Origin of the sequence: Brachyspira pilosicoli P43/6/78, assembly GCF_000325665.1 — a bacterium.
Classification (GTDB): Bacteria; Spirochaetota; Brachyspiria; order Brachyspirales; family Brachyspiraceae; genus Brachyspira; species Brachyspira pilosicoli.
Window position 1 is genome coordinate 640025 of the sequence record NC_019908.1, and the last position, 25363, is coordinate 665387.

Annotated in this window: 26 protein-coding genes; 4 read left to right on the forward strand and 22 right to left on the reverse strand. The window is 25.5% G+C overall.

Annotated elements, in window-relative coordinates:
* Position 1 precedes the first annotated feature (1 nt).
* The 7 genes from BPP43_RS02825 to BPP43_RS02855 form a co-directional block, all read right to left on the reverse strand.
* Entirely contained in the window at positions 2 to 448 is a 447-nt protein-coding gene (locus BPP43_RS02825) for a hypothetical protein (protein ID WP_015274102.1), read from the reverse strand.
* Between the two features lie 117 nt (positions 449 to 565).
* Positions 566 to 1270: an RNA-binding cell elongation regulator Jag/EloR gene (jag, locus tag BPP43_RS02830; RefSeq protein WP_013242977.1), complete on the reverse strand. Its 705-nt coding sequence runs from the start codon at positions 1268 to 1270 to the stop codon at positions 566 to 568.
* 26 nt (positions 1271 to 1296) lie between these two features.
* Positions 1297 to 3168 carry a membrane protein insertase YidC gene (gene yidC, locus BPP43_RS02835; RefSeq protein ID WP_041752805.1) on the reverse strand — a complete coding sequence of 624 codons (1872 nt, stop codon included), beginning with the start codon at positions 3166 to 3168 and terminating at the stop codon, positions 1297 to 1299.
* A 39-nt stretch (positions 3169 to 3207) separates the two neighbouring features.
* Complete coding sequence (gene yidD / locus BPP43_RS02840; protein ID WP_015274104.1) at positions 3208 to 3408, reverse strand: membrane protein insertion efficiency factor YidD; 201 nt, start codon at positions 3406 to 3408, stop codon at positions 3208 to 3210.
* Between the two features lie 15 nt (positions 3409 to 3423).
* On the reverse strand, positions 3424 to 3600 hold the full coding sequence (locus BPP43_RS11925) for a ribonuclease P protein component (protein ID WP_353933489.1): 177 nt from the start codon (positions 3598 to 3600) through the stop codon (positions 3424 to 3426).
* 233 nt (positions 3601 to 3833) lie between these two features.
* Positions 3834 to 3977, reverse strand: a complete 144-nt coding sequence (rpmH, locus tag BPP43_RS02850) for a 50S ribosomal protein L34 (RefSeq protein WP_014933193.1) — start codon at positions 3975 to 3977, stop codon at positions 3834 to 3836.
* 151 nt (positions 3978 to 4128) lie between these two features.
* The gene (locus BPP43_RS02855) at positions 4129 to 4431 is read right to left on the reverse strand and encodes a hypothetical protein (protein ID WP_013242973.1); all 303 of its coding nucleotides are present in this window, start codon (positions 4429 to 4431) and stop codon (positions 4129 to 4131) included.
* Positions 4432 to 4508: 77 nt separating this feature from the next.
* Between BPP43_RS02855 and BPP43_RS02860 the strand changes: the two genes are divergently transcribed.
* Complete coding sequence (locus tag BPP43_RS02860; RefSeq protein WP_013242972.1) at positions 4509 to 5084, forward strand: DUF4416 family protein; 576 nt, start codon at positions 4509 to 4511, stop codon at positions 5082 to 5084.
* Here the strand turns inward: BPP43_RS02860 and BPP43_RS11930 are convergent.
* The 14 genes from BPP43_RS11930 to BPP43_RS02920 form a co-directional block, all read right to left on the reverse strand.
* On the reverse strand, positions 5081 to 6262 hold the full coding sequence (locus BPP43_RS11930; RefSeq protein ID WP_252832377.1) for a methyl-accepting chemotaxis protein: 1182 nt from the start codon (positions 6260 to 6262) through the stop codon (positions 5081 to 5083). The two genes, BPP43_RS02860 and BPP43_RS11930, sit on opposite strands and share 4 nt — an antisense overlap.
* A gap of 8 nt (positions 6263 to 6270) precedes the next feature.
* Positions 6271 to 7335: a PDC sensor domain-containing protein gene (locus BPP43_RS11935; protein WP_252832378.1), complete on the reverse strand. Its 1065-nt coding sequence runs from the start codon at positions 7333 to 7335 to the stop codon at positions 6271 to 6273.
* A 77-nt stretch (positions 7336 to 7412) separates the two neighbouring features.
* Positions 7413 to 8810, reverse strand: coding sequence for a UDP-N-acetylmuramoyl-L-alanine--D-glutamate ligase (gene murD / locus BPP43_RS02870; RefSeq protein ID WP_015274106.1), 1398 nt, complete (start codon positions 8808 to 8810; stop codon positions 7413 to 7415).
* 125 nt (positions 8811 to 8935) lie between these two features.
* Positions 8936 to 9334 carry a lipoprotein gene (locus BPP43_RS02875; RefSeq protein ID WP_015274107.1) on the reverse strand — a complete coding sequence of 133 codons (399 nt, stop codon included), beginning with the start codon at positions 9332 to 9334 and terminating at the stop codon, positions 8936 to 8938.
* Positions 9335 to 9393: 59 nt separating this feature from the next.
* The gene (locus BPP43_RS02880) at positions 9394 to 10179 is read right to left on the reverse strand and encodes a hypothetical protein (protein WP_015274108.1); all 786 of its coding nucleotides are present in this window, start codon (positions 10177 to 10179) and stop codon (positions 9394 to 9396) included.
* Between the two features lie 126 nt (positions 10180 to 10305).
* On the reverse strand, positions 10306 to 11415 hold the full coding sequence (locus tag BPP43_RS02885) for an ATP-grasp fold amidoligase family protein (RefSeq protein ID WP_015274109.1): 1110 nt from the start codon (positions 11413 to 11415) through the stop codon (positions 10306 to 10308).
* A gap of 9 nt (positions 11416 to 11424) precedes the next feature.
* Positions 11425 to 12858: an ATP-grasp fold amidoligase family protein gene (locus tag BPP43_RS02890; protein ID WP_015274110.1), complete on the reverse strand. Its 1434-nt coding sequence runs from the start codon at positions 12856 to 12858 to the stop codon at positions 11425 to 11427.
* A gap of 168 nt (positions 12859 to 13026) precedes the next feature.
* Complete coding sequence (locus tag BPP43_RS02895) at positions 13027 to 13776, reverse strand: hypothetical protein (RefSeq protein WP_015274111.1); 750 nt, start codon at positions 13774 to 13776, stop codon at positions 13027 to 13029.
* A 35-nt stretch (positions 13777 to 13811) separates the two neighbouring features.
* The gene (locus BPP43_RS02900) at positions 13812 to 14324 is read right to left on the reverse strand and encodes a radical SAM protein (protein WP_015274112.1); all 513 of its coding nucleotides are present in this window, start codon (positions 14322 to 14324) and stop codon (positions 13812 to 13814) included.
* A gap of 548 nt (positions 14325 to 14872) precedes the next feature.
* Positions 14873 to 15958: an FkbM family methyltransferase gene (locus tag BPP43_RS02905; protein ID WP_015274113.1), complete on the reverse strand. Its 1086-nt coding sequence runs from the start codon at positions 15956 to 15958 to the stop codon at positions 14873 to 14875.
* 155 nt (positions 15959 to 16113) lie between these two features.
* Positions 16114 to 16302: a hypothetical protein gene (locus tag BPP43_RS11645; protein WP_217284020.1), complete on the reverse strand. Its 189-nt coding sequence runs from the start codon at positions 16300 to 16302 to the stop codon at positions 16114 to 16116.
* A 52-nt stretch (positions 16303 to 16354) separates the two neighbouring features.
* Positions 16355 to 17887, reverse strand: a complete 1533-nt coding sequence (gene lysS, locus BPP43_RS02910; RefSeq protein WP_015274115.1) for a lysine--tRNA ligase — start codon at positions 17885 to 17887, stop codon at positions 16355 to 16357.
* A gap of 140 nt (positions 17888 to 18027) precedes the next feature.
* Entirely contained in the window at positions 18028 to 18528 is a 501-nt protein-coding gene (locus BPP43_RS02915) for a DUF2262 domain-containing protein (protein ID WP_014933172.1), read from the reverse strand.
* 58 nt (positions 18529 to 18586) lie between these two features.
* The gene (locus BPP43_RS02920; protein ID WP_013245256.1) at positions 18587 to 19219 is read right to left on the reverse strand and encodes a cytidylate kinase-like family protein; all 633 of its coding nucleotides are present in this window, start codon (positions 19217 to 19219) and stop codon (positions 18587 to 18589) included.
* A 161-nt stretch (positions 19220 to 19380) separates the two neighbouring features.
* Here BPP43_RS02920 and BPP43_RS02925 point away from each other — a divergent pair, with 161 nt between their 5' ends.
* From BPP43_RS02925 to BPP43_RS02935, 3 genes are all read left to right on the forward strand, one after another.
* The gene (locus BPP43_RS02925; protein ID WP_014935930.1) at positions 19381 to 21333 is read left to right on the forward strand and encodes an ABC transporter ATP-binding protein; all 1953 of its coding nucleotides are present in this window, start codon (positions 19381 to 19383) and stop codon (positions 21331 to 21333) included.
* Positions 21334 to 21340: 7 nt separating this feature from the next.
* Positions 21341 to 21940 carry an RdgB/HAM1 family non-canonical purine NTP pyrophosphatase gene (gene rdgB, locus BPP43_RS02930; RefSeq protein ID WP_013245254.1) on the forward strand — a complete coding sequence of 200 codons (600 nt, stop codon included), beginning with the start codon at positions 21341 to 21343 and terminating at the stop codon, positions 21938 to 21940.
* 153 nt (positions 21941 to 22093) lie between these two features.
* On the forward strand, positions 22094 to 23128 hold the full coding sequence (locus BPP43_RS02935; protein WP_015274116.1) for an NADH:flavin oxidoreductase/NADH oxidase: 1035 nt from the start codon (positions 22094 to 22096) through the stop codon (positions 23126 to 23128).
* 179 nt (positions 23129 to 23307) lie between these two features.
* Here the strand turns inward: BPP43_RS02935 and BPP43_RS02940 are convergent, their stop codons facing one another.
* A complete protein-coding gene (locus tag BPP43_RS02940; RefSeq protein WP_015274117.1) occupies positions 23308 to 25140 on the reverse strand; it encodes a methyl-accepting chemotaxis protein in 1833 nt (610 codons plus the stop codon).
* Positions 25141 to 25363 lie beyond the last annotated feature (223 nt).

A 25363-nucleotide genomic window follows, 5' to 3' on the forward strand; every position in this document is an offset into this window, starting at 1 on the left:
ATTACTTTTTATTACATACAAAAGTTTTTCCAACAAGAGTAGGATACAATACATTTTTTGTAAACTTAATTGTAAGAGATGAAGCATCTTCAGAAAAAGTTAAAGCGCCTTCTATGAATTTTTGATTTGCTTTTGGTATAGAAAAAGTATAATCCAATCCCTTTCCTTCAACTTCAGAATATAATAAATAATCAGGCTCATCAGTATTATTGCTATTAATAGAAGAAGATAATTTATCGTATTTTATAGATACCCATAAATATGCATTTTTTAAATTAGCATCAACACTTGAAGCATCAAAAGTATCAACTGAAACATAACTGCTTTTATTAAATTGTTCTAACCCCTTTGAATAATCAACACTAAATGTATCACTGCCAGTTTTATCTTTATTGGAACAGCCAATAAGTAAAATAACAAAAATAAAGTATAATATCTTTTTTATCATCTTATCCTACCTCCAATAAATTACTTAATAACAATAATATAACAATTTTTTATATTTTACAATAATAAAAAAGGCCGCATTTTATTAATGCAGCCCATATTTTTAATTATTTTTTAATTATCTATTTCTGTAATAAGACTTATTGTATCCGCCCTTGTCATTATATCTTTTATTATTGTATCCGCCTTTCTTTTTAGAATAAACTCTAACGCTTCTATATGGCGGCTCACCATCACTTTTAGTTTCTACATCTTGGTCATTTTGTAATTCTAAGTGTATTATTCTTCTTTCATAAGGAGACATAGGTTCAAGAGAAACAGTTCTTCTAGTTCTTTTAGCTTGCTGTGCTGCTTGACGAGCCATGTGCTTTAAAGTCTCTTCGCGTCTGTCTCTATATCCATCAACATCTAATATAATATGTCTTTCATTATCATCGCCGAATTTTTTAGAAGCTATTAATGATATTACAAACTGTAAAGCCTCTAAAGTATTTCCTTTTTTACCAATTAAAACTCCTGAATCTTCTGTAGAAATATCTATATATATTCTTTTTTCAGTTTCTTCTTTTACAGTTACTTCAGCATTGATACCCATATATTTTAATATATTAGTCATGATTTCTTGAAATTCATTCAAATCATTAGCTAATTCTTCATAAAAAACTCTTATAATAGTTGGAGAATCTTCTCCTATTCCAAGAATACTCCTTTTACCTTTATCTATTACTTCTACTCTAACTTGGTCCTCTGTAAGATTAAGTTCTGTAAGGGCATTATTAATAGCGTCCCTCTCTGATTTACCGCTAAACTCTTTTACTAACATAATTTCCTCCTTAAAAAAGAATAAATCTATTTTCTTTTCTTTTTTCCATTTCCTTTTTTAGTATATTTATTCTCAATAACAGTTTCATTATTATTATTAGAATCATTTTTATTTAAAAGTTTTGAAGTTATAAATTGCTGAATTACACCAAACACATTTTGTGCAGTCCAATATAAAGCCAAACCACTAGCAAAGTTATAGAACATAAGAAGCATCATAAGCGGGAATATAGTAGTCATCATTTTCATCTGCATAGCAGCTTGTCCGCCTGCAGCACCTGCTGAAGAAGAAGGCTGTATCTTCATACTAACATAACTTGTAATAGCCATAAGTATAGGGAATAAATTGAAATTAAAACCGCCTAAAATAGGTATAGCTGCTGGAAATACAAATAACTTATCTGGAGAAGATAAATCTGTAATCCATAGGAAAGGAGTATTTCTAAGCTCTACCATAGACTGCATCAAATAGAAAAATGCTATAAGAAGCGGGAAAGGTAAAAGCATAGGCAAACATCCGCCCAAAGGATTAATTTTCTCCTTTTTATATATATTCATAATTTCAGCATTTAATTTTTCAGGATTATCTTTATACTGCTCTCTAATACGTTCTATTTTAGGATTAACCAACTGCATCTTTCTCATAGATTTGTATGAAGCATGGTTAAGCGGATAAGTAACAATTTTAAATATTAAAGTAAATAATATTATTGCCCAAGCATAACTTTTTGTAAAACCATATAAAGCATTCAAAATAATATCTAATATATAAGTTAAAGGTCTTAAGTTAAGTCCTAAGAAAGATTCTTGGAATATTGATTCATAAGACTCTTCAAGATAATATTTTGAGAATATTCTTCTTACCTTTGGTCCTATATAAACAGAATAAGTATCTACAACAGAAGAACCAGATTTTATATTATGCTCTGATATTAAATTAGCAATATGGAAATCATTTCTATATTCATTGGTAACAGGTCTAGAAAAAGTCATAGTCTCGAATTTTGCATTAGACTGTGCAGGACTAGAAATAATAGCAAAATATCTATTATTTAAAGCCACCCATTTATCTTGACCTTCATATATGTTGTATTTAACATTATTAGTTTTAGCACCATTACCAAAACCAAATAATTTTGATAATATATTTTCTTTAACTATATCCCCAGTAAGAAGAACTTTTGATTTACCATTACCCTTTATCAAATATTGTGCCTTTGTAGCATCTTCTCTTACAGAGTTTTTCTCAGTTCTATAAGGTCCAATACCTGTGCCTAAAAAATAAGAATAATACATAGATAAATCTTTTTCGCTAAGATTTTCTATAGTTACAGTATTTGTTAATTGATAAGGGTCTTCACCAAAAGCAAAAGTCTTTTTTATTCTTATAGGATTACCTTCTATAGAAGCATCTGCTACATATGTAACAGCATTATTTTCTTTTACAGAATAATAATTAAAGACATTAGGCAAAGCTATAGAGTTTGATAGATTTTGAAAAGTTAAAGTAAAAGGATATATACCTTCATATACTTGCTCTACCATATCAACTATTTCATTAGTTATCTCAGAATCTTGTTTATAATAATTTTTAAGTTTATAAGAAAACAAAGAACCGTTTTTAAATGTAGCTATAACATAATCATTTTCTAATGTTTCAGTAGTATCATTAGTAGCTAACATATTTCCATTAGTGGTATAATCAACTTTTTGTATTTGTGAAGTATTTAATAATACGTTTTGATTTTCAGTGTTATTCTGATTTGTATTTATATTATTAGTTTGTATATTATTTTGATTTGCTACAGGTTTAATTGTTTTAGCCTGATAGAACATGTATGCAAACAAGATTACTCCCGAAAGTGCAACGGCTAAAATCATTCTCTTGTTATTACTCATAAAACAAAAAAGCTCCTTAAAAATAATTATGGAACAGGATCATATATTTTTTTTAGCAAGCGGATTACATCTAAGAACTCTTGCTACAGCGAGAAAACTGCCTTTAAAAGCACCATATTTAATAACAGCCTCTTTAGCATATTCAGAACAAGAAGGAATATATCTGCAAGAAGGCCTAAGATATGGTGATATTGCTTTTTGATATATAAAAATTAAAAACAATAATATTTTCTTAAGCATAAAAAACTATATCCATCAAATCCTATAAAACAACTTCATTAACTCTTTTTTATAATCCAAAAATGAACGGGAAATATATCTATTAATAATGATAAAATAATCATACCCTACAGGTATATTATTTTTTTCTGTTCTATAGATTTCTCTGACAATTCTTTTCGCTCTATTTCTTTTTACGGCATTAGTTTTTATTTTTTTTTATTGTTACAACAAACCTAGAATATGAACGATTATTTTGCAATGCAAGTATAGTAAAAAAATAATTACTATACTTAAGCAAACTAGAATTATCATTTTTTTTAAAAAAGCAAATTATATCTTTTTTACTTTTAAGTTTTTCTTTACGATATAATTTAAATGATACTCTCTTATTATTTTCCCGATCATTAATCAGATTAGTATTACCATTTAATGATTGATTAACATCACTCATCGGCAGAAGTTAAACGATATCTACCCTTTCTTCTTCTACGTTTTAATACATCTCTACCGTGCTTTGTTGCCATACGTTTAAAAAAACCAAATTTCCTAGCACGACGCAACTTACTTGGCTGATAAGTACGTTTCATTTTTTCTCCTTCAAAAGATTATATTTATCTTAATTTATTAAGTTAATAGCAAATTTAAATTATAATGCTTAAATATACTTCATAATTCTTTTTTTGTCAAGTATAAAAACATTTATCATAATACAATAAAAAAGAGAAACACAATTCTTTTTTACTCAATTTTTTTAACCCATTTTATCGTATATCTGTCAAAAGATTTACTTCTGTCGGCAAGCCAGAGTTTTTCTTTTTTTACTTTAGCTTCTACACTAATAACTTTACCTTGATATTTAGAATACTCTTCAAAAAAGCTCTTATCAAAATAATAATCTATATTATTCTCAGATATAACTACATTTGGAAAAAGATAAGTACCTAATATTCTTACCTCTCCTGTTATAACTTGCTTCTTTGCAAAAAGCATAATAAACAATAAAGAAATAATAGATACTTTCTTTAAAAAATGATTATTCATAAACACCCTCTTTTACTCTAATAATATATTATTATTAAAATTATGTCTATAGAGCTATTGAAGATAAGATTAAATTAATGTATTATACTAAAATGAGTAAATCTATTAAACAATCAAAAGCAGTACTCATCATTGCTTTAATGTATCATGAAGATGAGATATATAATAACACTTTAAATGAATTAATAAATAATTTTGGAAATACTAAGATAATTGGAGAAGAATATTTATTTTCTCATTCTATTTATTATGCTGATGAGATGGGAGAAGATTTAAAAAAAAGATTTATAGTATTTGAAAACATGATAGAGAGAGATTATATAGTAGAAGTAAAAAAAACAACTGATGAAATAGAAAAAAAATATTTAGATAGTAATAATAACAGAAAAATAAATATAGACCCAGCAATACTTACTTTAGAAAATTTTGTGCTAGTAACAAATAAAAACTTCACTCATAGAATATATTTAAAAGATGGAGTATTTGCTGATTTAACTTTAATATACAAAAAGAAAAAAGGCTACACTGAACTTCCTTGGACTTATGCTGACTATTCAAGTGATGAAACAAAAAACTTTTTAAAAAAAATAAGAGAGCTATTCTATAACAAATTAATAGAAAGCTCCCCTTTTGGTTCAAACTGGAATAATTAATAATCTTTTATATCAGCAGTTCTAACAAACTCCTTATCCCAAACACCAATATGTTCTATTAAAAGTTTTCCTAAAAGACCAGAGAAATTTTCTGCAATTTTTCTCCAGTTGGAACTAGTTTTAAATGCCTCATATTCTTCATTAATAGCCTTAATAAACTTCTTATGTTCCTCAAAATGTTCTTTTATTTTTGGATAATTCTCTTTATTTTCCATTTGTATTTTTTGCTCTTCAGAGAAATGGTATTTAGTATACTCTATAGCACCTCTAAATGCTTCATCAACTTCATTTTTATCATTGTTATATAAAGCATGATGTACTTTATTAGCATAATCTATAATCTGTTTATGCTGATTATCTATAACTTTATTGTAAGTATAATATTCATTAGTCCATTCTAATCTACGAGGACCAACTTTGAAAAAGCTCATAGCGTTAAAAAGCTCTTCCATTTGTTTTTCAAGTTCCTGAGATGATTCCTGCATAGAATATACTAAACTAGTATTTTCTTGTGTTTTAGAATCCATGTTTATAACAGCATTATTGATATTATTAATACCAGCCATCTGTTCATTTGTAGTATTAACCATATCTTCTATTACTTTTGTAGTTTCATTTATTTTATTTTCTATATCAGCAAATAATTCTCTAGATGTATTAGCTGAATTAGTAGCATTTTTTACTTTCTCATTACTGCCATTTATAAATGAAGTGATATTATTAACTGAACTTTGTGTAGTTTGTGCTAAATTTCTAACCTCAGAAGCTACAACTGCAAATCCACGCCCCTGCTCTCCAGCACGTGCTGCCTCTACAGAAGCATTTAAGGCAAGTATGTTAGTTTGAAAGGCAATATCTTCTATAAACTTCACTAAACCGCTAATTTTATTACTATATTCAAAAGCCTCTTCCGTATTTTTAGCAGTCTCAGATATAATGCTTCCTGCTTTCTCTATAGCATCTCTTGATTCTATCATCATCTTATTAATTAAATTAGCATTTTCTACAGATTTTTCTATAGTACTTGATATCTCCTCTGTAGCTTCAGCTGTTTTACTTAAAGAATCTATCTGTTCATTTGTTCTATTATATAAATCTTTGTTTGCATAAGAAAGCGAATAGGCTGTTTTTTTAGTTAAGTCTATATTAGAATTGGCAGTTTCTATTATGCTCTTCATTGACTTTCTTATATTGTCAAACTTCTTATTAAATAACCCATTTCATCTTTTCTATTTAAATATTTATCATCTATATTAAAAGTTAAATCTCCGTCAGATATAATACTAGCAACTCTCAATGCCTCATTAACATGAGAAATAAGTCTCTTAGTAAATAAAATAGCAAAAGCAATCAAAACTCCTATAACAACAATTGCCGTTATCATAGCATATAAAACCATATTTTTAGAAGGAGCATATAACTCGCTCTTAGCCATAGAAACTATAATATACCAATTAGTATTTTTTATATTATGAAATGACATATAATATACTTCTCTTGCATCCTTATATGTAATGATTCCATTTTTGTCTTTTATTACTGTTTCATAAGGAGGATAATTATCTGTAGTTAATATTTTGTTTTTATCTTTATGAGCTAATATTTTTTTATCTTTATCTATAATAACAATTTGACCAGTATTTCCTATACTAAAATTGCTAATAAATCTATCAACAAAATCTGCCCAATTTACATTACCAACTAATATCCCTATTAAATTGCCATTACTATCTTTTATACCATGCCATAATCTATAAGTTGGAAGACCTGTCATTATTGATTTTTCTATGCTGCTTTCTCCTCCGGAATTATATCCAGAAGCTTCAAACATTTTCCAATCATCATTTCCTTTATTGATTGATACCCCTAATAAACTTCCGCCAGAAGAATCTAAAATTGCATTACCCGCTGTATCTACAATAATAAAATTTAAAAAAGAGTTTTTGCTGTCTGCAAAAGATTTTAATGCTCCTTCAGCATTTAATCTTAAAACAGCATCATTAGTATTTTGAAGAAAATTAATAATATCATTATTTTTTGAAAAATTCACCATAGAATTATTGTTATCCTCAAACCATAAATCAACAAGTTTATTATAAGACAAAACATTTGACTCAAGTCCATTTCTAACTATAACATCCATAGCCTTTGATGATAAAATAGAAACCATAATTATACTAGATATAGTGGCAATTATAACAGAAACTGTAACTATAAAAGGTATCTTAAAAATTAGTTTATGAACATTCATCTATTTATTACCTCTGAAAAATTAGTTTTTTAAAATCATGTTTTTTTTAAATTTAATAAAAATTATTAAAAAGTATTCTATCTATTCACTAAACTTTTAAAATATTTTCCGCGCTCTTCATAATTTTTAAAACTATCAAAACTTGCACAACCTGGAGAAAGCAAAACAGTATCTCCTTTTACAGCTATTTTTTTAGCATAATCAAAAGCTTCTGTAAAATCTTTTATAATAATTTTATTAGAAACATCTATCATGCTGCTTAAATCTTCAGATGCCTCGCCAGTAAGAATAAGCTTTTTAACTCTCTCTTCTATAATCGACTTTAAAGGTTTAAAATCTATACCCTTATTTCTACCGCCCATTATGAGTATAATATTTTTGTCAAACGATTTTAAAGCACTCATAACAGCACTCATAGATGTTGCCTTAGAATCATTTATATACCTTACCCCATCAATCTCTTTTACAAACTCTAATCTATGCTCTATGCTTTTAAAATTATTAACAGCTTTATCTATATATTCTATCGGTATATTATCTTTTATACATGCCAATACCGAAGCTAAAATATTTTCTATATTGTGCATTCCAAGAAGTTTTCTTTTTGCTATAGAAAATATTTTTTCACCATTATAATAGAAACATTCATCTTTACTATTATAATATAAATTAGCTTCTCTATATTTAGTAGAAAAAATTAATACATTAAATGATATATCCTTTGTTTTTATAAGTTCATTATAATATCTATTAGTATAAAAATTATCATAATTTAGAATTAAAAAATCATTGCTATTTTGATTTTTAGTAATATTTTTTTTAGCATTAAAATAATCTTCTATATCTTTGTATCTGTCTAAATGGTCCTCAGCTATATTGAGTATAACAGAAATATGAGAGTGAAAATTATCAATTGTTTCCAACTGAAAACTAGAAAGCTCTAATACTATATCTTCATCTTTTTCTATACTTTCAACTTCTTTAGAAAAAGTATTTCCAACATTACCCAATAATCTAGCCTTTTTATAAGAACTTATAATACTATAAATTAAATTAACCGTAGTAGTTTTTCCATCTGTACCAGTTACTGATATATAATTTCTATCTGGTATTAAATTATAGGCAAACTCTATTTCACCTATAACTTTTATATTTCTTTTTTTAGCTTCTTTCACTATATCTATACTTTGAGGAACTCCAGGTGAAATTATTATCAATGTAATATCTTTTAAAATATTTGCATCTTGCTTTCCAAAGTATAATTTTGCATTTTTATCTTTTAACGCTTCTATACTTAGCTTTAATTCTTCTTCTCTTTTACTATCACTTAAAGCGTACTCTATATTAATATCATTATTACAATTTATATCATATAAAACATTAGCAATACTCACACCGCTTCTTAATGTAGCTCCAAGTATTAATATATTTTGTTTCTCTAAATAATTTATATATTCTCTATTAAGCATTTTCATTCCATAAAATATTTTCTTTATATTATAACAAAAAGAGCAATAAATTTAAATATACATATAAAAAATGCTAACTTACATATAATTACATAAGTTAGCATTAATTCTTATACATAAATAATAAAAAATTATTCAGTAAATAAAGGAGTAGTTTTATTAGTATCAAAGCCTATAATCTTTGTAACTATTAAATATTTATTAGTAGTACCTTCTTCCATACCAGGTCTATCTTCTAAATATCCTTCTACTTTAAGATTAACTTTAGTAGGCTCAGCAAAATTAAAACCTGTATATTCTCTCTCTAAATTAATATACTCTCCTTCCATAGCTACAGGATAATTTTTCATCTCTGCATAGTTGCTAAATATAGCAGAGTCAGCATAATAAACAAAATCTCCTTCAAAAGTAAGTGCATTTGAAGTCAATTGTGTTTCATTTGGCATTGCAGCATTTTCATTGTTTTCTGTTTTGTTAGAACAAGAAATGGCAGCAATAAAAACTATAAAAAGTAAAAATATTTTTTTCATTTTGTATCCTTTCTAATAAATATAACTAATTCTAACATAAATATTTTTTTATTACAAATTTATCTAATATCATAAGCATACTCATTTATTAATTTTTCTACTTCATAAAAATTAATATCTTTTTTTATTTTAAAAACCCCTAATGTATCTACTTTTTCTATAATATCTAAGTAATTGAGTAATATATTATAATATTCTCTATTAAAAAAATCATGTATTATAATTTTAGCATTCCTACAATAAAATATGCTATTTAATGCACATGCTACTCTAAATCTACCATCAATAAGTATAGTATCTATATCATTAATTTCATCTTTATTTAATTTAGTAAATACATATTTAGAATAATTAGGATATAGTTCTTCAGCAGAATTATCTATAGGTCTACTCCAATATCCAACTTTTCCTATATCTATATAATAAAATTTAAGTCTAGAAGTTTGTTCTGCTTCAAAAATAGTATTATTATTCCTCATATATTCAATCCAATTAGGATCACCTTCTATAGATATTATATTAGCATTTGTTATATTTAATACCATAAAAGTACTTCCACCAGCGCCAAACTCAATATAATTTTTACTATTTTTTACTGTATTTATAAATAATTTTCTCTCATCATCAGTCATATGAATAGGTAATTTAATATTTAATTTTTTTATATATTCTTCTAAATTATTAATTTTATTATTTAACTCTTCATAGATTTTATTATTATTTCTTATTTCTTTTAATAATTCATCATTGAAAAAAAACAAATATTCCCTGACAGCATATCTTAATTTTTTAAAAGGTATACACCAAACTATGTCATTTATTATCTTTTCTATATTTTTATCCATTTTTCATCTCTTTATAAAATAAGTTAAAATAAACAACCTATGCTACATTTTTTGAATGTAACATAGGTTGTAATTTTTTAGTTTCTGAATTATTATAAACTAGTATGTACTCTTTACATATTGTTATTAGGTCTGGTCTGGTCTGGTCTGGTCTGGTCTTATTTTAAATTTAGCTCTAAAACGTTCACGCCACTTTTTAATCGGTATCCACCAAGTGATTTTATTTATAATTTTCTCATATTCTTCTATAATAGCATCTTTTTCTAATAGCAGTTTATCTTTATATTTCAAAACATATCCTAACTCTTTATATTTTTCAGATATAGGCTCTAAAAGAACTGCTTGTTGTATTAAAGCATCTCTATCTAAAACATCATACTCTATTTTCTTCTCTTTAGGTAATTCTAACAACTCACCAAATTTATAATCCCATTCTATAGGCTCAAATGTTCCCATTCCATTAGTTGGCGTAAATGTTAATTCTCCTATATATAATTTATTATTAGAATACATAAGATCTAATCTAACATAATAAAAATCAGATGATATTTTTTTTGATATATCTATCATTAAATTAAAAATAGGGGGTTTATCTATTTCATGATCTGTATTTTTATAATGATCAAAAAACAAGTCTACTTTTTCCCATTTCATATTATACATATTCAATCTCGCTTTATCACTAGTATTATATTCTATTATATATAGATAATACGGAATACCATTAAAACAATGAAATTTATAGTCAAAAATTTTATTTTCCAACTCATTTATGTATTTTTCACATATAATTTTTGGAAGTATATTTTTATAACTCCATTCAAAATTATAATAATAATGATTTGATAAAGGATCTAACCAACTATTTAATTTATTTTTAACCTCTTCTATATCTAATTTTGTTTTATCTTTTACTATTATATTTTGTCCCCAACCCCAATTTACTTTCAAAACAAATTGATTAGGCAATGAATCAAAATCTATATCTTCTGCTTTATCCCATACTCCAAGCAATGGTATTAAATATTCTTCACCCACTTTTTCTTTTATATATTCTCTAGCTAAATATTTATCTGCACATTTTGTAATTAAAGGATCATGATTATACAATTTTAACCATTGTATTTTTTCATTAAATGTTTGAGGATTATCTAAATTAAGGTCATATCCTAAAGAATTTTTAAATCGTTGTTTTATTAATTTTTCTCTAAATTTTATATTTTCCTCTTTAGTCATAAAAACTCCTTAATTTATAAAGATAATCGAATCTTCTATATAGTTAAAATTATTTGATAGACAATAAAATAAAAACCTATGCTGCATTTTTAATTGCAACATAGGTTGTAATTTTTTAGTTTCTGAATTATTATAAAACTGTATGTACCCTTTACATATTGTTATTAGGTCTGGTCTGGTCTGGTCTGGTCTGGTCTGGTCTGGTCTGGTCTGGTCTGGTCTGAATTTATTTCTAAAACTTTCACGCCACTTCTTAAATGGTATCCACCAAGCTACTTTATTAATACTATTTTCATTAACTCTAAATGTAAATTTTATTCCAAATAATATTATCCTTACATATTCATCATTATTACTAATAGCAAATAATGTAAGAAAATTAAACCAATGAGAATTTAATTTTATATCATTTATCTCTTTATTTTTGTTTTTATGAATATAAACAATTTCATCATTTTTTTCGTTTATAACTAAATCTTTTTCTCTTATTAATTCTTGAAGTTTTTTATATTCAACAGATATAGGCTCTAAAAGAACTGCTTGCTGTATTAAAGTATCTCTATCTAAAACATCATACTCTATTTTCTTCTCTTTAGGTAATACTAACAACTCACCAAATTTATAATCCCATTCTTCAGGTGTAAATTTACCTGTACCATTTTGATGAGAAAAAGTTATTTCTCCTATAAAAAAATTATTATTTAATACATAAAAATCAACTCTCACATGTATAAAATCTTTAGATATAATTTCAGATATTTCTATCATTTTATCTAAACAATATGGTTTATTTACACTACTAATATAACTTGGATGATGTATTTTTATATCCATTCTCTCCCATTCAGTATTATATATAGCTCTTAAAAATTTAGCATTTACACCAAAATTTTTTGCATCAAAATCTACAATTACATATTTAGGTTTACCATTAAAACACAAAATTCTATAATCTTCTAAATGTCCATCCAATTGTTCTATATATTTTTCACATATAATCTTAGATGGTATATTTTTGTATCCCCATTCAAAATTATGATAATAATGATTTGATAAAGGCTCTAACCAGTTATTTAATTGATTTCTAACTTCTTCTATATCTAATTTTGTTTTATCTTTTACTATTATATTTTGTCCCCAGCCCCAATTTACTTTTAAAACAAATTGATTAGGCAATAAATCAAAATCTATATCTTCTGCTTTATCCCATACTCCAAGCAATGGTATTAAATATTCTTCTCCTATTTTCTCTTTTATATATTCTCTAGCTAAATATTTATCTGCACATTTTGTAATTAAAGGATCATGATTATATAATTTCAACCATTGTATTTTTTCATTAAATGTTTGAGGATTATCTAAATTAAGGTCATACCCTAAAGAATTTTTAAATTGCTTTTTTATTAATTCTTCTCTAAATTTTATATTCTCTTCTTTAGTCATAAAAACTCACTTAACTAAGATACTTTTATATTATAAATTATTATAATAAGAATTTCAATTATAATAAATATTCATATTTAAATAATTTATATTATTTACATCTTTTAATACAAATTATCCATTCTAATTTTTTAACTACTATAAAGTTATATAAGATTTATATTATTATTATTCATGATCTGATTTGAATTTATCTCTAAAACTTTCACGCCACTTCTTTACCGGTATCCACCAAGCAATTAAATTTATTATTCTATCAACATTTTTTTTAATAGCATAAAATTCATTTTGAAATTCAAACATTTTTTTATTTAAATCAGATATTTGTAAATTATTGAATTCTAATTTATTATTCAATTGTGAAATTATTAAATTAGAATTTGCAATAATATAATCATTAACATATTTATCAGCATCTATTTTATATCTATATTTATAATTACAATCATTTGTATTACACCCACATTGCTCCATAGTACATTTATAATATCTACTAAGTTTATAAATATCTATATCTTCATTATAAATATTACCTATATATGGGATTACAGGACAAACTCCTCCTCTATAATATCCCATTGAATCAATAGACAATAAATTAATTCCACTACAACAATAAAAATTCTTAAAATTTCGTTTCATATTTCTTAAAGCCAAACTATGCGTAATTGATATATCTTTATGAGTATCATTATACTCTATTCTATAAAAAGAGTTATTAGATAGAGGATACCTTATATCCAAATTTGTATCATATTGTATATATTTATTTGATAAAAAATCATAATGACCCCTATTAAAATCTATCCATTTTATAAATTCATCATCATATCTTTTATCTATAGTTTGAAAATCTGGTGGTGCTTTAAGTTCAAACAAATAAAGATCAAAAACATATTTTTTTCTTAAATTTAACATTTCTTCAAATACATAATATTGTTTTTTCTTTATATTCAGGATGTGTCATCAATAGAAAAAAAAACTCTTTTTTTATGTTTATTAAATAACTTAATCAATTCCTCTATATGTTTAATATCTACATATTCCATATGCAAAGATATATTAAAAATACTTTCACATTTAAAAGATGAAATAAGATCATTGAAATATTCTATACTTCTACTACCATTAGTTATAAAAGATAATATAATATTCTTTTTAAAAGAATCTATATAACTCACTAGATCCATTAAATATGGATAAAAAGTTGGTTCACCACCAAGAATATTAAAAATATATGTTTTTCTATTTATTTTAAATATTTGATCAACAGCATGCTTTAACTTCTCTACTGGAACAAATTGTGATTTATCAAGAGAACTCTGACCAAAACAATATGAACATCTATAATTGCATCCATCTAAAATTATCCAATCTATAAATAAAAAATCATCTTTATTTATACCATGGAAAACTACATTTTCCATATTTACTTCATCAATTTTTGAATCATAATTTTCTATCATAAAAACTCCTGAATATATTTACAAAAGCATTGTCTGTATATAATAAACATAAATATATACAACTTCCTATTTTTATATAAAAAAATATTACAATAACTAATTCAATATGTATAAAGTAAATTTATTCTTATTTTTTATACATTATTTAAATTTATACTCTATCATAAAAATACATATGACTATTCTTCATTATAACATATGTTTTATTTTTTTAAACCTAATTTATAATAATATTTTAACTAGATTTATACTTTTTGCTATATAAAACTTTATCTAAACATTTCTGAAAACTTTAATCATATATTTTATAATTATTTAAAAATTATATAAATTTCATCTTAGTATAATCAAATTATTATAAAATATTATTTAATTTACATTATAATTAATAATAGAGCTAATTACAGGTGTATGTTTTTTTGAATCATAAATAGGATATTTTTTATATAATAATTTTCATTATATAAACAACCTATGCTGCATTTTTTAATTGCAATACAGGTTATAATTTTTCATTTTTTAAATTATTATAAAATTGTATGTACTCTTTAAATATCACTATTAGGTATAGTCTGGCATATTAATAATGTAGTAGTGATAGCACATGCTACTTCACTTTTTATAATTTTGAATGTATAATTTAAATTTAATTGCTCTATCATTTTTTTTATATTAAAAAAATCATTATAATTGTGATATATACTTAGTAATAAAATAGGTTTATATTTTTTTATAGTTTCAAGAGCTCCTAAAAGGAAAGGTTGTTCAAACCCTTCTAAATCTACTTTTATTAAACCAACATTAATATTATTATCATCTACAAATTTATCTAAGCTAGTCATATATACATCGTTTTTTATATTATATGTAGCATTTTCTTCCATTGTAAGCTCAAAATCACATCTAACAACTCCATCAGAAAATATTGATATACTTTTATTTTCATTTCCTAATGCCATATTTATTGGTACAATATTATTTCTATTATTTAATCTTATAGTTTCTAATATTAAATTATAATTTTTAGGTAAAGCCTCAAAACTATAAACATTTTTGTTCGTATAATAAGATAAAAAAATAGCTGAATCTCCTATGAATCCACCAGCATCTATAATATCTAAATTTTTAAGTTTATTCAAATCATAAATATAATTCATACCATATTTTTCATAAAAAATACCTACTTCAAAATAATTCATTGGTAATATGTATTTACCATAAACAAAAATATTGTCATTCCATTTTATAATCCTAGAATTATTTTCATTTTCTATTTTTATAATTTTATTGTACTCTTCATTTTCAATATATAAATAATCATCTATATTTTTAAAATTATTTATTTTAGATAAAATTTTAGAAACAATATATAAACTTTCATCGTCTAAATTATTAATAAAGGAGAAATATTTATCTAAAAAATTATTATCATTACATATTTCTTTCCTAAATTCTATTATTCTATTCATATCATTATATATAATTTGTTTATTATAATTACATTCGTTAATATTCTCTTCTTTTTCGATTTTTTTAATTATATAATATAATAATTCTCTAGTATTATTTCTCAATTTTTTTAAAGGTATCCACCAAACTATGTCATTTATTATCTTTTCTATATTTTTATCCATTTTTTACCCCTTTATAAAATAAGTTAAAATAAAAAACCTATGCTACATTTTTTGAATGTAACATAGGTTGTAATTTTTGAGTTATTATAAAAATGCAAGTAAAAAAGCCCATATTGGTTAATGGGCAAATGTAATTTTGTATTATTATTTGCAGATTAGCTTGCTTGCTTGCTTGCTTGCTTGCTTGCTTGCTTGCTTGCTTGCTTGCTTGCTTGCTTGCTTGCTTGCTTGCTTGCTTGCTTGCTTGCTTGCTTGCTTGCTTGCTTGCTTGCTTGCTTGCTTGCTTGCTTGCTTGCTTTAATAAAACACAAAGCTAAATAATTTAATCTATTTGATATATTCATATAATAATAATTATTATATAATAAAATTAAGTTAATGACAAGTAAATATTTACTATTCTATTTTTCTCATCTGAGGGAAAAGAATAGTATCTCTAATGCTAGGCACATTTAAGAAAAGTATAGCCATTCTATCTATTCCTATTCCAAGCCCACCAGTAGGAGGAAGACCATATTCTAATGCATTGATAAAATCTAAATCCATATCCATAGTCTCATCTTCACCGCGAGCTTTTGCTTTTAACTGTTCCTCAAAACGCTCTTTTTGGTCTATTGGGTCATTAAGTTCACTGAATCCATTAGACATCTCCATTCCGCCAATAAAGAGTTCGTATCTCTCTGTAATGTCTGGATTATCAGGATAAGATTTTGAAAGAGGTGAAACTGCTTTAGGATAATTAATAACAAATGTAGGCTGAATAAGCTTCTCTTCAACTTTCTCTTCAAATACAGCAACCATAACTTCCCATCTAGTAGGCTTACCTTTTGAAGTATCTATCTCTACACCTATTGATTTTGCTTTTGATATAGCTTCATCATCTGATTGTATAGAATTAAAGTCAAGTCCAGAATGCTCTTTAACTAAATCAACCATAGGCACTCTTGCAAATGGAGGCTTAAAGTTAATCTCATAATCTTTATACTGAGAAGTGTATTTTCCATTTAATTTGAAACATACTTTAGAGAACACCTCTTCTACCAATTCCATAACCTTGTGGAAATTAGCATAAGCCATATATGCTTCCATCATAGTAAACTCTGGATTATGTCTTGTAGATATACCTTCATTACGGAAATTTCTATTAAGCTCAAATACTTTATCAAAACCGCCAACTATAAGTCTTTTCAAATAAAGCTCAGGTGCTATTCTTAAATAAAGTGTCATATCTAAAGTATTATGATGCGTAACAAATGGTTTTGCCTTAGCTCCTCCAATTAATGGATGCATCATAGGAGTTTCTACTTCAAGAAAATTATTCTCTATCATTATTTCTCTTATAGCAGATATCATTTTAGAGCGTTTAATAAAAGCCTCTTTAACATCATCATTCATTATTAAATCAACATATCTTTGTCTGTAGCGAAGCTCTGTATCTGTTAAGCCATGAAATTTTTCAGGAAGCGGATTTAATGATTTTGTAAGAAGTTTTAATTCGCTTGCATATATTGTAATTTCACCTGTTTTAGTTTTAAATACAGTTCCTTTTACTCCTACAATATCACCTATATCTATAAGCTTTTTAAATACTGTATTATAAAACTCATCACCAAGTTTATCTTTTTGTATATATGCTTGAATAGTGCCTTTAGAATCTTTTATAGTTAAAAATGAAGATTTACCCATTACCCTATAAAGCATTATTCTTCCAGCAACAGCAACTTCAGTTTCATTCTTTTCTAGCTCTTCAAATTTCTCTGCTATATCCTTTGATTTATAAGTTACATCATAACTATTTGGAAATGGGTTAATTCCCATGCTTCTTAATGTGTTTAACTTTTCTCTTCTGTTTTCTTTTTCTGCATTTTTTTCTACACTAGTATTTTTTTCATTTTGTGTATTTTCAGAATTATTTTGATTTTCTGACATTAAATTATCCCTCTTGATAAGTATTTTCTATTTAACAGTTTAATAACTGAAAATTATACAATATAATATATATTATAATAAAAAAAACTCTATAATAAAAAAGGATTATTTAAAGAAAAATAATTAATAAATAAAATAAATTATCCAGCTAAATCACCATACTCGATATTTTTATCGCCATCAACATAAACTATCAAAGAATGATGCTTAAAATAATCAGGTTCAAAAAGTATATGCATAGTTGTATCAGGTCTAGACTCATCTTCTTCAAAATCTATTAATATACTATCTAAATACATTGCTTTATAAAAATCTTCTTCTTTTATAGGTATATTAATTATTTCACCAACTGCATTTTGATAAGAAGTGTCATCAATTTGTTTATTTGTAGAAACCCACTCTTCAGCTAAAGTAATACATTGTTTTGAAATAAGAAAATCAGAAATATTTCTTTTATGCTCATCTATCCATTTTAATATTTCATTAATTTTATCTATATATTTTAACAACATATCAGATTTATTTGCTTCTTCTCCAAAATCTATAATTAAACTAATATTCTCATCTCCCCATAAATTGCATGAAGTCTCATAAGAAAAGTAATCGCTTTCAGAAAAATCTTTTATATTTAAAGAAGTCATTATATAATCCTAAAATATTTGTTAATAAATAGTATAATACATTAAATTATAAAATTCATTATTTTTTTATATTTTTTAATTTTTTATTCATACCATATATTATAATATCACAAATCTCATCATAATTAAAGCATCCGCTATCCAAAGTCATATTATAATTTATCATATTCCCCCACTCTTCTCCAGTATAATATTTATGATAATTATATCTATAAGAATCCATATTTTTTAACTCTCTCTCAGCATTTTCTATATTTACCCCATACTCTTCATTAATTCGTTTTATTCTATTTTCTATAGAAGAGTGAATAAATACATTAAAAGAATTATCAGAATATTTTAATATAAAGCTAGCACATCTTCCTATTATAATAGCCGATTCTTTTTTAGCTATATCTCTTATAACCTTACTTTGTATTTCAAATATTCTATCTAATGTGGAATACGTCTTATTCTCGGCAAAAGGACTTTCAAACTTTCTTTTATTATAAGCTGTAAAAAATATATTATCATTTATAAAACATTCATCTTTTAATTCTATAAGCCCTCTAGCTAATCCTGTTTTATCAACAACTATATCAATCAATTCCTTATCATAAAAATTAATATTAAGTATTTTAGCTAACTTTTCTCCAATTAGCCTTCCGCCGCTTCCATATTGTCTGCTTATTGTTATAATAAAATTATCCATAAAACATATCAACTTTTATAAAATATAGTTATAAATTATAATATAAATAATATTTAAATCCATACTAACAACTATTCAAATTAATTGTTTTTTATTGCATTAATTAATAATTGAATATAGAATATATAAAGTTTAATTGCATATAATTTTTAGGATTTTCAATGATAAAAAAAATAAAAGAATTTTTTAAAAAAGATAACAGACCTTTTGATTACGGTGCTGTAACTGAAGAGCATATAAAAAAATATTATTCTAATCCAGAAAAACACATTTACAGGAGAATGTTATCATATGCTATGAGACATAAGAAATTATTTATCCCTTCTTTTATAATTAGCATATTATATACAATAATTAATATACTTCCTCCTTTTTTTGGACAATTAGCAATATCTATTACGGGTGGTAAAAGAGTTGATTTACTTGATAAAATACCTTTTGTAAATGAATTAGCAACTAAATTTACTAATTTTAATACCAAACAATTAGCAGAACAATTTTTATCAACTGACAGTATAGGTAATCCAGTAGTAGTAGCACAATTTGCTTTTATTATTATAATAGGTTTTATATATGTAATATTTCGTGTTAGTTTTGATTATTTAAAAACATTTCTTTTCCAATTCACAGCTCAAGAAATAGGCAAAGATGTTCGTGCTGATATGTTAAAGGGCTTGATGAATACAGATATAGCTTATTTTAAACAAGAAAAAGAAGGCGATATTATAAGCAGAGTATTAAATGAATCTGGAACTATAGAAGGATTTTTATCTGGTACATTACCAAATATGATAACAGTACCTCTAACATTAGTACTAACATTAGCTGTATTACTTTTATTAAATGTAAAACTTACTTTAGCATGTTTTATAGCAGCTCCATTAATTGGTTTAGGAATAGATAAAGTTTCAAAATTAATTAAGACAAGAGTTACATCTCAACAGAATTTATTAGGCAGTACTACTTCGATTATACAAGAAGATATAAGAGGAATAGAGGTTATAAAAATATTCTCTAAAGAAGATCAAGAAGTAAAAAGATACAAATCTATATATTCTGAATTAATTAATTTAATGAGAAAAATATCTTTACTTACTTCATTAAATAGACCTATGACAGAACTTGTTATGATAGCAGCTATGCTCATAATACTTGCATACGGCGGATTTTTAATATTTAAAGGAGAAATGCCTTTTGAGTTTTTATGGGGATTTTTACTTTACATGCTTAATATTTCTACTCCAGTTAGAGACTTATCTGGAATATTTATAAATCTGCAAATGACAAAAATGATAGCTAGAAGAGTATTTGAGATTATAGATTTACCGCCTGAAAATGTAGATGATCCAAATAAAAAACAAATGAAACCTATAGAACATTCTATAACTTTTGAAAATGTTAGCTTTGAATATCCAAAAAGAAATGATGCTCAGCCTTTCCATTTAGGCCCTATTAATTTTAAAGTGAAAAAGGGAGATGTAGTTGCTTTTGTTGGTAATAGCGGCGGCGGAAAAACTACTTTAATAAGTCTTATACCTAAATTATTTACTCCTTCTAGCGGTGTAATCAGGTTTGATGGAATAGATATTAATGAACTTAATACTAGAAGCGTAAGAAATCAAATTGGTGTAGTATCTCAAGAGAATATTTTATTTTATGGTACTGTAAGAGAAAATATACTTTATGCTAATCCTGATGCTACTGATGATGATTTAGTAAGAGCAGCAAAAATAGCACATGCTGACGAGTTCATATTAAAACTTCCAAATGGATACGATACTCATATAGGTCCAAGAGGAATTATGCTTTCTGGAGGTCAGCGTCAGCGTATAGCTTTAGCAAGAGCTGTATTAAAAAGACCTTCTATATTAATATTAGATGAGGCTACAAGTGCATTAGATACAGAAAGTGAAATGTATGTACAAAAAGCATTAAACGAAATTATTAACCTTCAAACTACATTCGTTATTGCACATAGATTATCTACTATAAAAAATGCAACTTATATATGCGTTGTTGAAAATGGACAAATTACAGAATCTGGTACACATGAAGAGCTTATGAAAAAAGGCGGAAAATATCAGTATTTGTATTCACTTCAATTTAGGGATTAAATATATCATGATAAACAAACTAGTAATAGCTACAGCTAATAAACATAAACTAATTGAAATACAAAATATTTTTAAAGACTCTGCTAAAGAGATATTACCTATGCCTTCAGATATTGGAGAGATAATAGAAGATGGAAATAGCTTTATAGAAAACTCATTAATAAAAGCAAAGGCTGTTTATAATCATACAAAACTCCCTTCTTTGGCTGATGATTCTGGTATTTGTATAAATGCTCTTAATGGAGAGCCTGGAATATATTCTGCAAGATATGGCGGAGAAAATTTGGGCTATAAAGAAAAAATGCAGATGATATTAGATAAGTTAAAAAATAAAAATGACAGAACTGCTTATTTTATCACTTCTGCTGTATGTGTATTAGATGACAATTATTATATAGCTTTAGAGGGAATAGTTAATGGAGTAATAGTTGAAAGTCCTAAGGGATTTGACGGCTTTGGTTATGACCCTATATTTAAGCCTAATGGATATGATATCACATATGCTGAGATGACTTTAGAGCAAAAAAACTCCATGAGCCACAGAGCAATAGCTATGAATAAAATGAAAGAGATACTATATACTATAAACACATTTAATCATAAATAATTATTAGAAAAACTTATATTAAAAAAATATGTGAAAACAAAGTATTTAAAGCTTTCAAAAATGTTTTAAAAACAACAATAAAGAAATTGAATTATTCTGATTTTTTTATATACTATACCCTATATAAGCATATTATTTTAAGGAGATTTTATAATGAAAGCAGAAAAAAGTAATCTTTTTACGCCTTTGAAAATAGGTAATATAGAAATAAAAAACAGAGTTGTAATGCCTCCAATGTGTATGTATAGTGCTGAAGACGGATATGTTAATGATTGGCATATACAACATTATGCTACTAGAGCAATAGGAGGAACAGGTTTAATAATAGTAGAAGCTACTGGAGTTTTACCTCATGTAAGCAACATTACTGATAATGACTTAGCTATATGGGACGACAAATATATAGACGGTTTAACTAAATTAGTAAATGCAGTTCATGCTAATGGAGCAAAAATTGGTATACAATTAGGACATGCCGGAAGAAAATGCGAATCAACAAAAATAGATAAAATATATGCTCCAAGTGCTATAGCATTCAATGAAAAATACAGAACTCCTGTAGAGATGACACAATCAGATATTAACGAAGTAATTGATGCTTTTGCTAATGCTGCTTTAAGAGCTAAAAAAGCTGGATTTGACATCATAGAACTTCATGCTGCTCATGGTTATTTGATTTCTACATTCTTATCACCATTATCAAATAAAAGAACAGACGAATACGGCAAAAACAGAGCTAAGTTCTTAGAAGAGATATTAAGAAAATGCCGCGAAGCTGTAGGAAGCGACTACCCTATACAAATAAGAATATCTTCATACGACTGGAAAGAAGGCGGAAATACCGTAAAAGATTTTGCTGAAATGCTTAAACCTCTAGAAGAAGCTAAATTAATAGATTCTATAGATGTTAGTACAGGAGCGGTTACTGCAGATGGTAAGATTATTCCTTATGAAGGCTATCAAGTGCCTTTCTGCAGAGAGTTAAAACAATATATGACAGTGCCTTGTATAGGAGGTGGTCTTATATATGACCCTAAAATGGCTAATATGATGGTTAGAAATAGTGCTGCTGATGCTATATATATAGGCAGAGAATTATTAAGAAATCCTTATTGGGCATTACAAGCTGCTAGAACTTTAGGTATTGATGTACCATTCCCTAAACAATATGAACAAGCTAAAAGATAATTAATAATATATAGTATTGTCCTTCAGAAGTTATTTCTATTGCTCTGAAGGACTTTTTTATTTAACTCACAAAAAATTATTTGTATATATAAAAAAGAAATCTCTAATAAAAGTTTTCAATATAATTTTTTCACAAACAATATTTATTATACAAAAAATATCCTAAATCAAAAAATCAATTATATTTTTTTAAACTTAAAATAAGAAATATTTTCAGCTATATTCTCTGTTTTATTTAATATTTCTCTACTAGACGTAGCACTATCATTTGCAAGAGAAGTATTTCTTTGTGTAATATCATTAATAGAAGAAACACTTATATTAATCTGTTCAATATTATCTTTCTCTTCCTCTGCAGCATTTGATATATTAATTAATGAATTTGATACTTCTGTAACAAAATTATTAATTTCTTCTAATATAGAAGATGATTCTGATACTGTTTCATAACCTGAATCTATTTTTTGAATTGTGCTTTCAACTATATCTGTAATATCATCAGCAGCTTTAGCAGAAGTTTGTGCTAGATTTCTAACTTCACTTGCTACAACTGCAAATCCTTTACCTTGTTCACCAGCACGAGCCGCCTCAACAGCTGCATTAAGAGCTAATATATTAGTTTGAAAAGCTATAGACTGTATCATTTTAATAATTTCTGATATATTTTTACTTGCTTCAGATATTTCAGTCATATTTGACAATGTTCTTGATACAATATCAACTCCCCTGCTAGTATACTCTAATGCTTTCTCACTTATTTCTTTAGCTTTGTTTGTATTAGAATAAGTTTCTGTAATTGAAGAAGATAATGATTCTATAGAACTTGCTAACTCATTAACTGAAGATGATTGAGAAATAGTTTTATTCGATAAATCATCATTGCCTAAAGATATTTTCTCCATTTCACTATTAATAGAATCTATATCAACTTTTAATTTATAAATTACAGAGCTAATATTTTTCTGCATTTCATCTATAGAAGAAGACAAAGCATAAGCTATATTACCATGTTTTTTTGAAGCACTTTCTTGTATATCAAAATTACCTAAAGCCATATTATCTATATGATTTATAGCTTCATTTAAAGTATTAGTAATAGGTATAGTAATCAAAGTTACTAAAAGAGTTTCTAAAATAAGTGATAATAATATTATAAGTATCAAATAAAAAATTAATAAATTTGTTTTATCTCTTAATTCATTAATATTTCCTTTAGCTACTATATACCAAGGAAAACCTTCTATCTCTTTAATTCCATACCACTGATTATTTATTATAGAAACAGCACTTCCATTATCCATTTTATTTTTTATATCTGAGAACTCAGGTACATCAAATGCACTATAATTTTCGTTTAATAAATAATTAGCATCACTATGATTAAGATATTTTCCATCTGAAAGAACTACATAAAACTCATAGCCTTTATCATTTTTTATTTCATTCATTATATTGTTTATTTTTGAAAAGTATACGTCTAAAGCGGCCACTCCTTTAATAGCAGCTCCATTTCTAACAGCAATTGCCAAAGTAATAACTGTAGAAGATGTTGAAACATCTGTATACGGTTCGCTTATATAAACATCATTTGTATTTATAGAATTAATATACCAATCTCTAGTAGTTTGGTCATAATCATCTGGTATAGTATCAGGAATAGCTGTTACAAAAAAACCTCCATTAGCATAAGGAATATCTCCTCCAAAATAAATATCAACTAATTCTTTATCTAATGATTTCATTTTGTAAACGGCTGACATCATATCATTAAATGCCATATCCGTCTCAAAGAAATTATTTACTGTTTGTAATTGAGTTTTATATTCAAATATCCATCTTGATATATCTAATGAAACATTGTCCATCATATCATTAATATTATATAAGAAATTTTCTCTATACTGTTTATAATAAGTTATATATACTGGTATACAAATTAAAACAAAAAATATAAAATAGGGAATAAGAAATTTTAATATTATTGCCTTTCTGCTAACTCTTAATTTATCCATATGAAAGCTCCATAATATACAAATTATCTATAAATAATATAAAAATATAATATTATTGTCAATCAGTTTTTTATATATGATATTAAATATTATAATTAATAAATAGATAAAATTAGTATTTATTTTTAATATTATTATATAAAAAGAAGATTGATACTAAAAAATAGAGTCTTTTAATTTATATAAAATATGTTATATTATATGCAAGTTTTTTAGAAAGTCT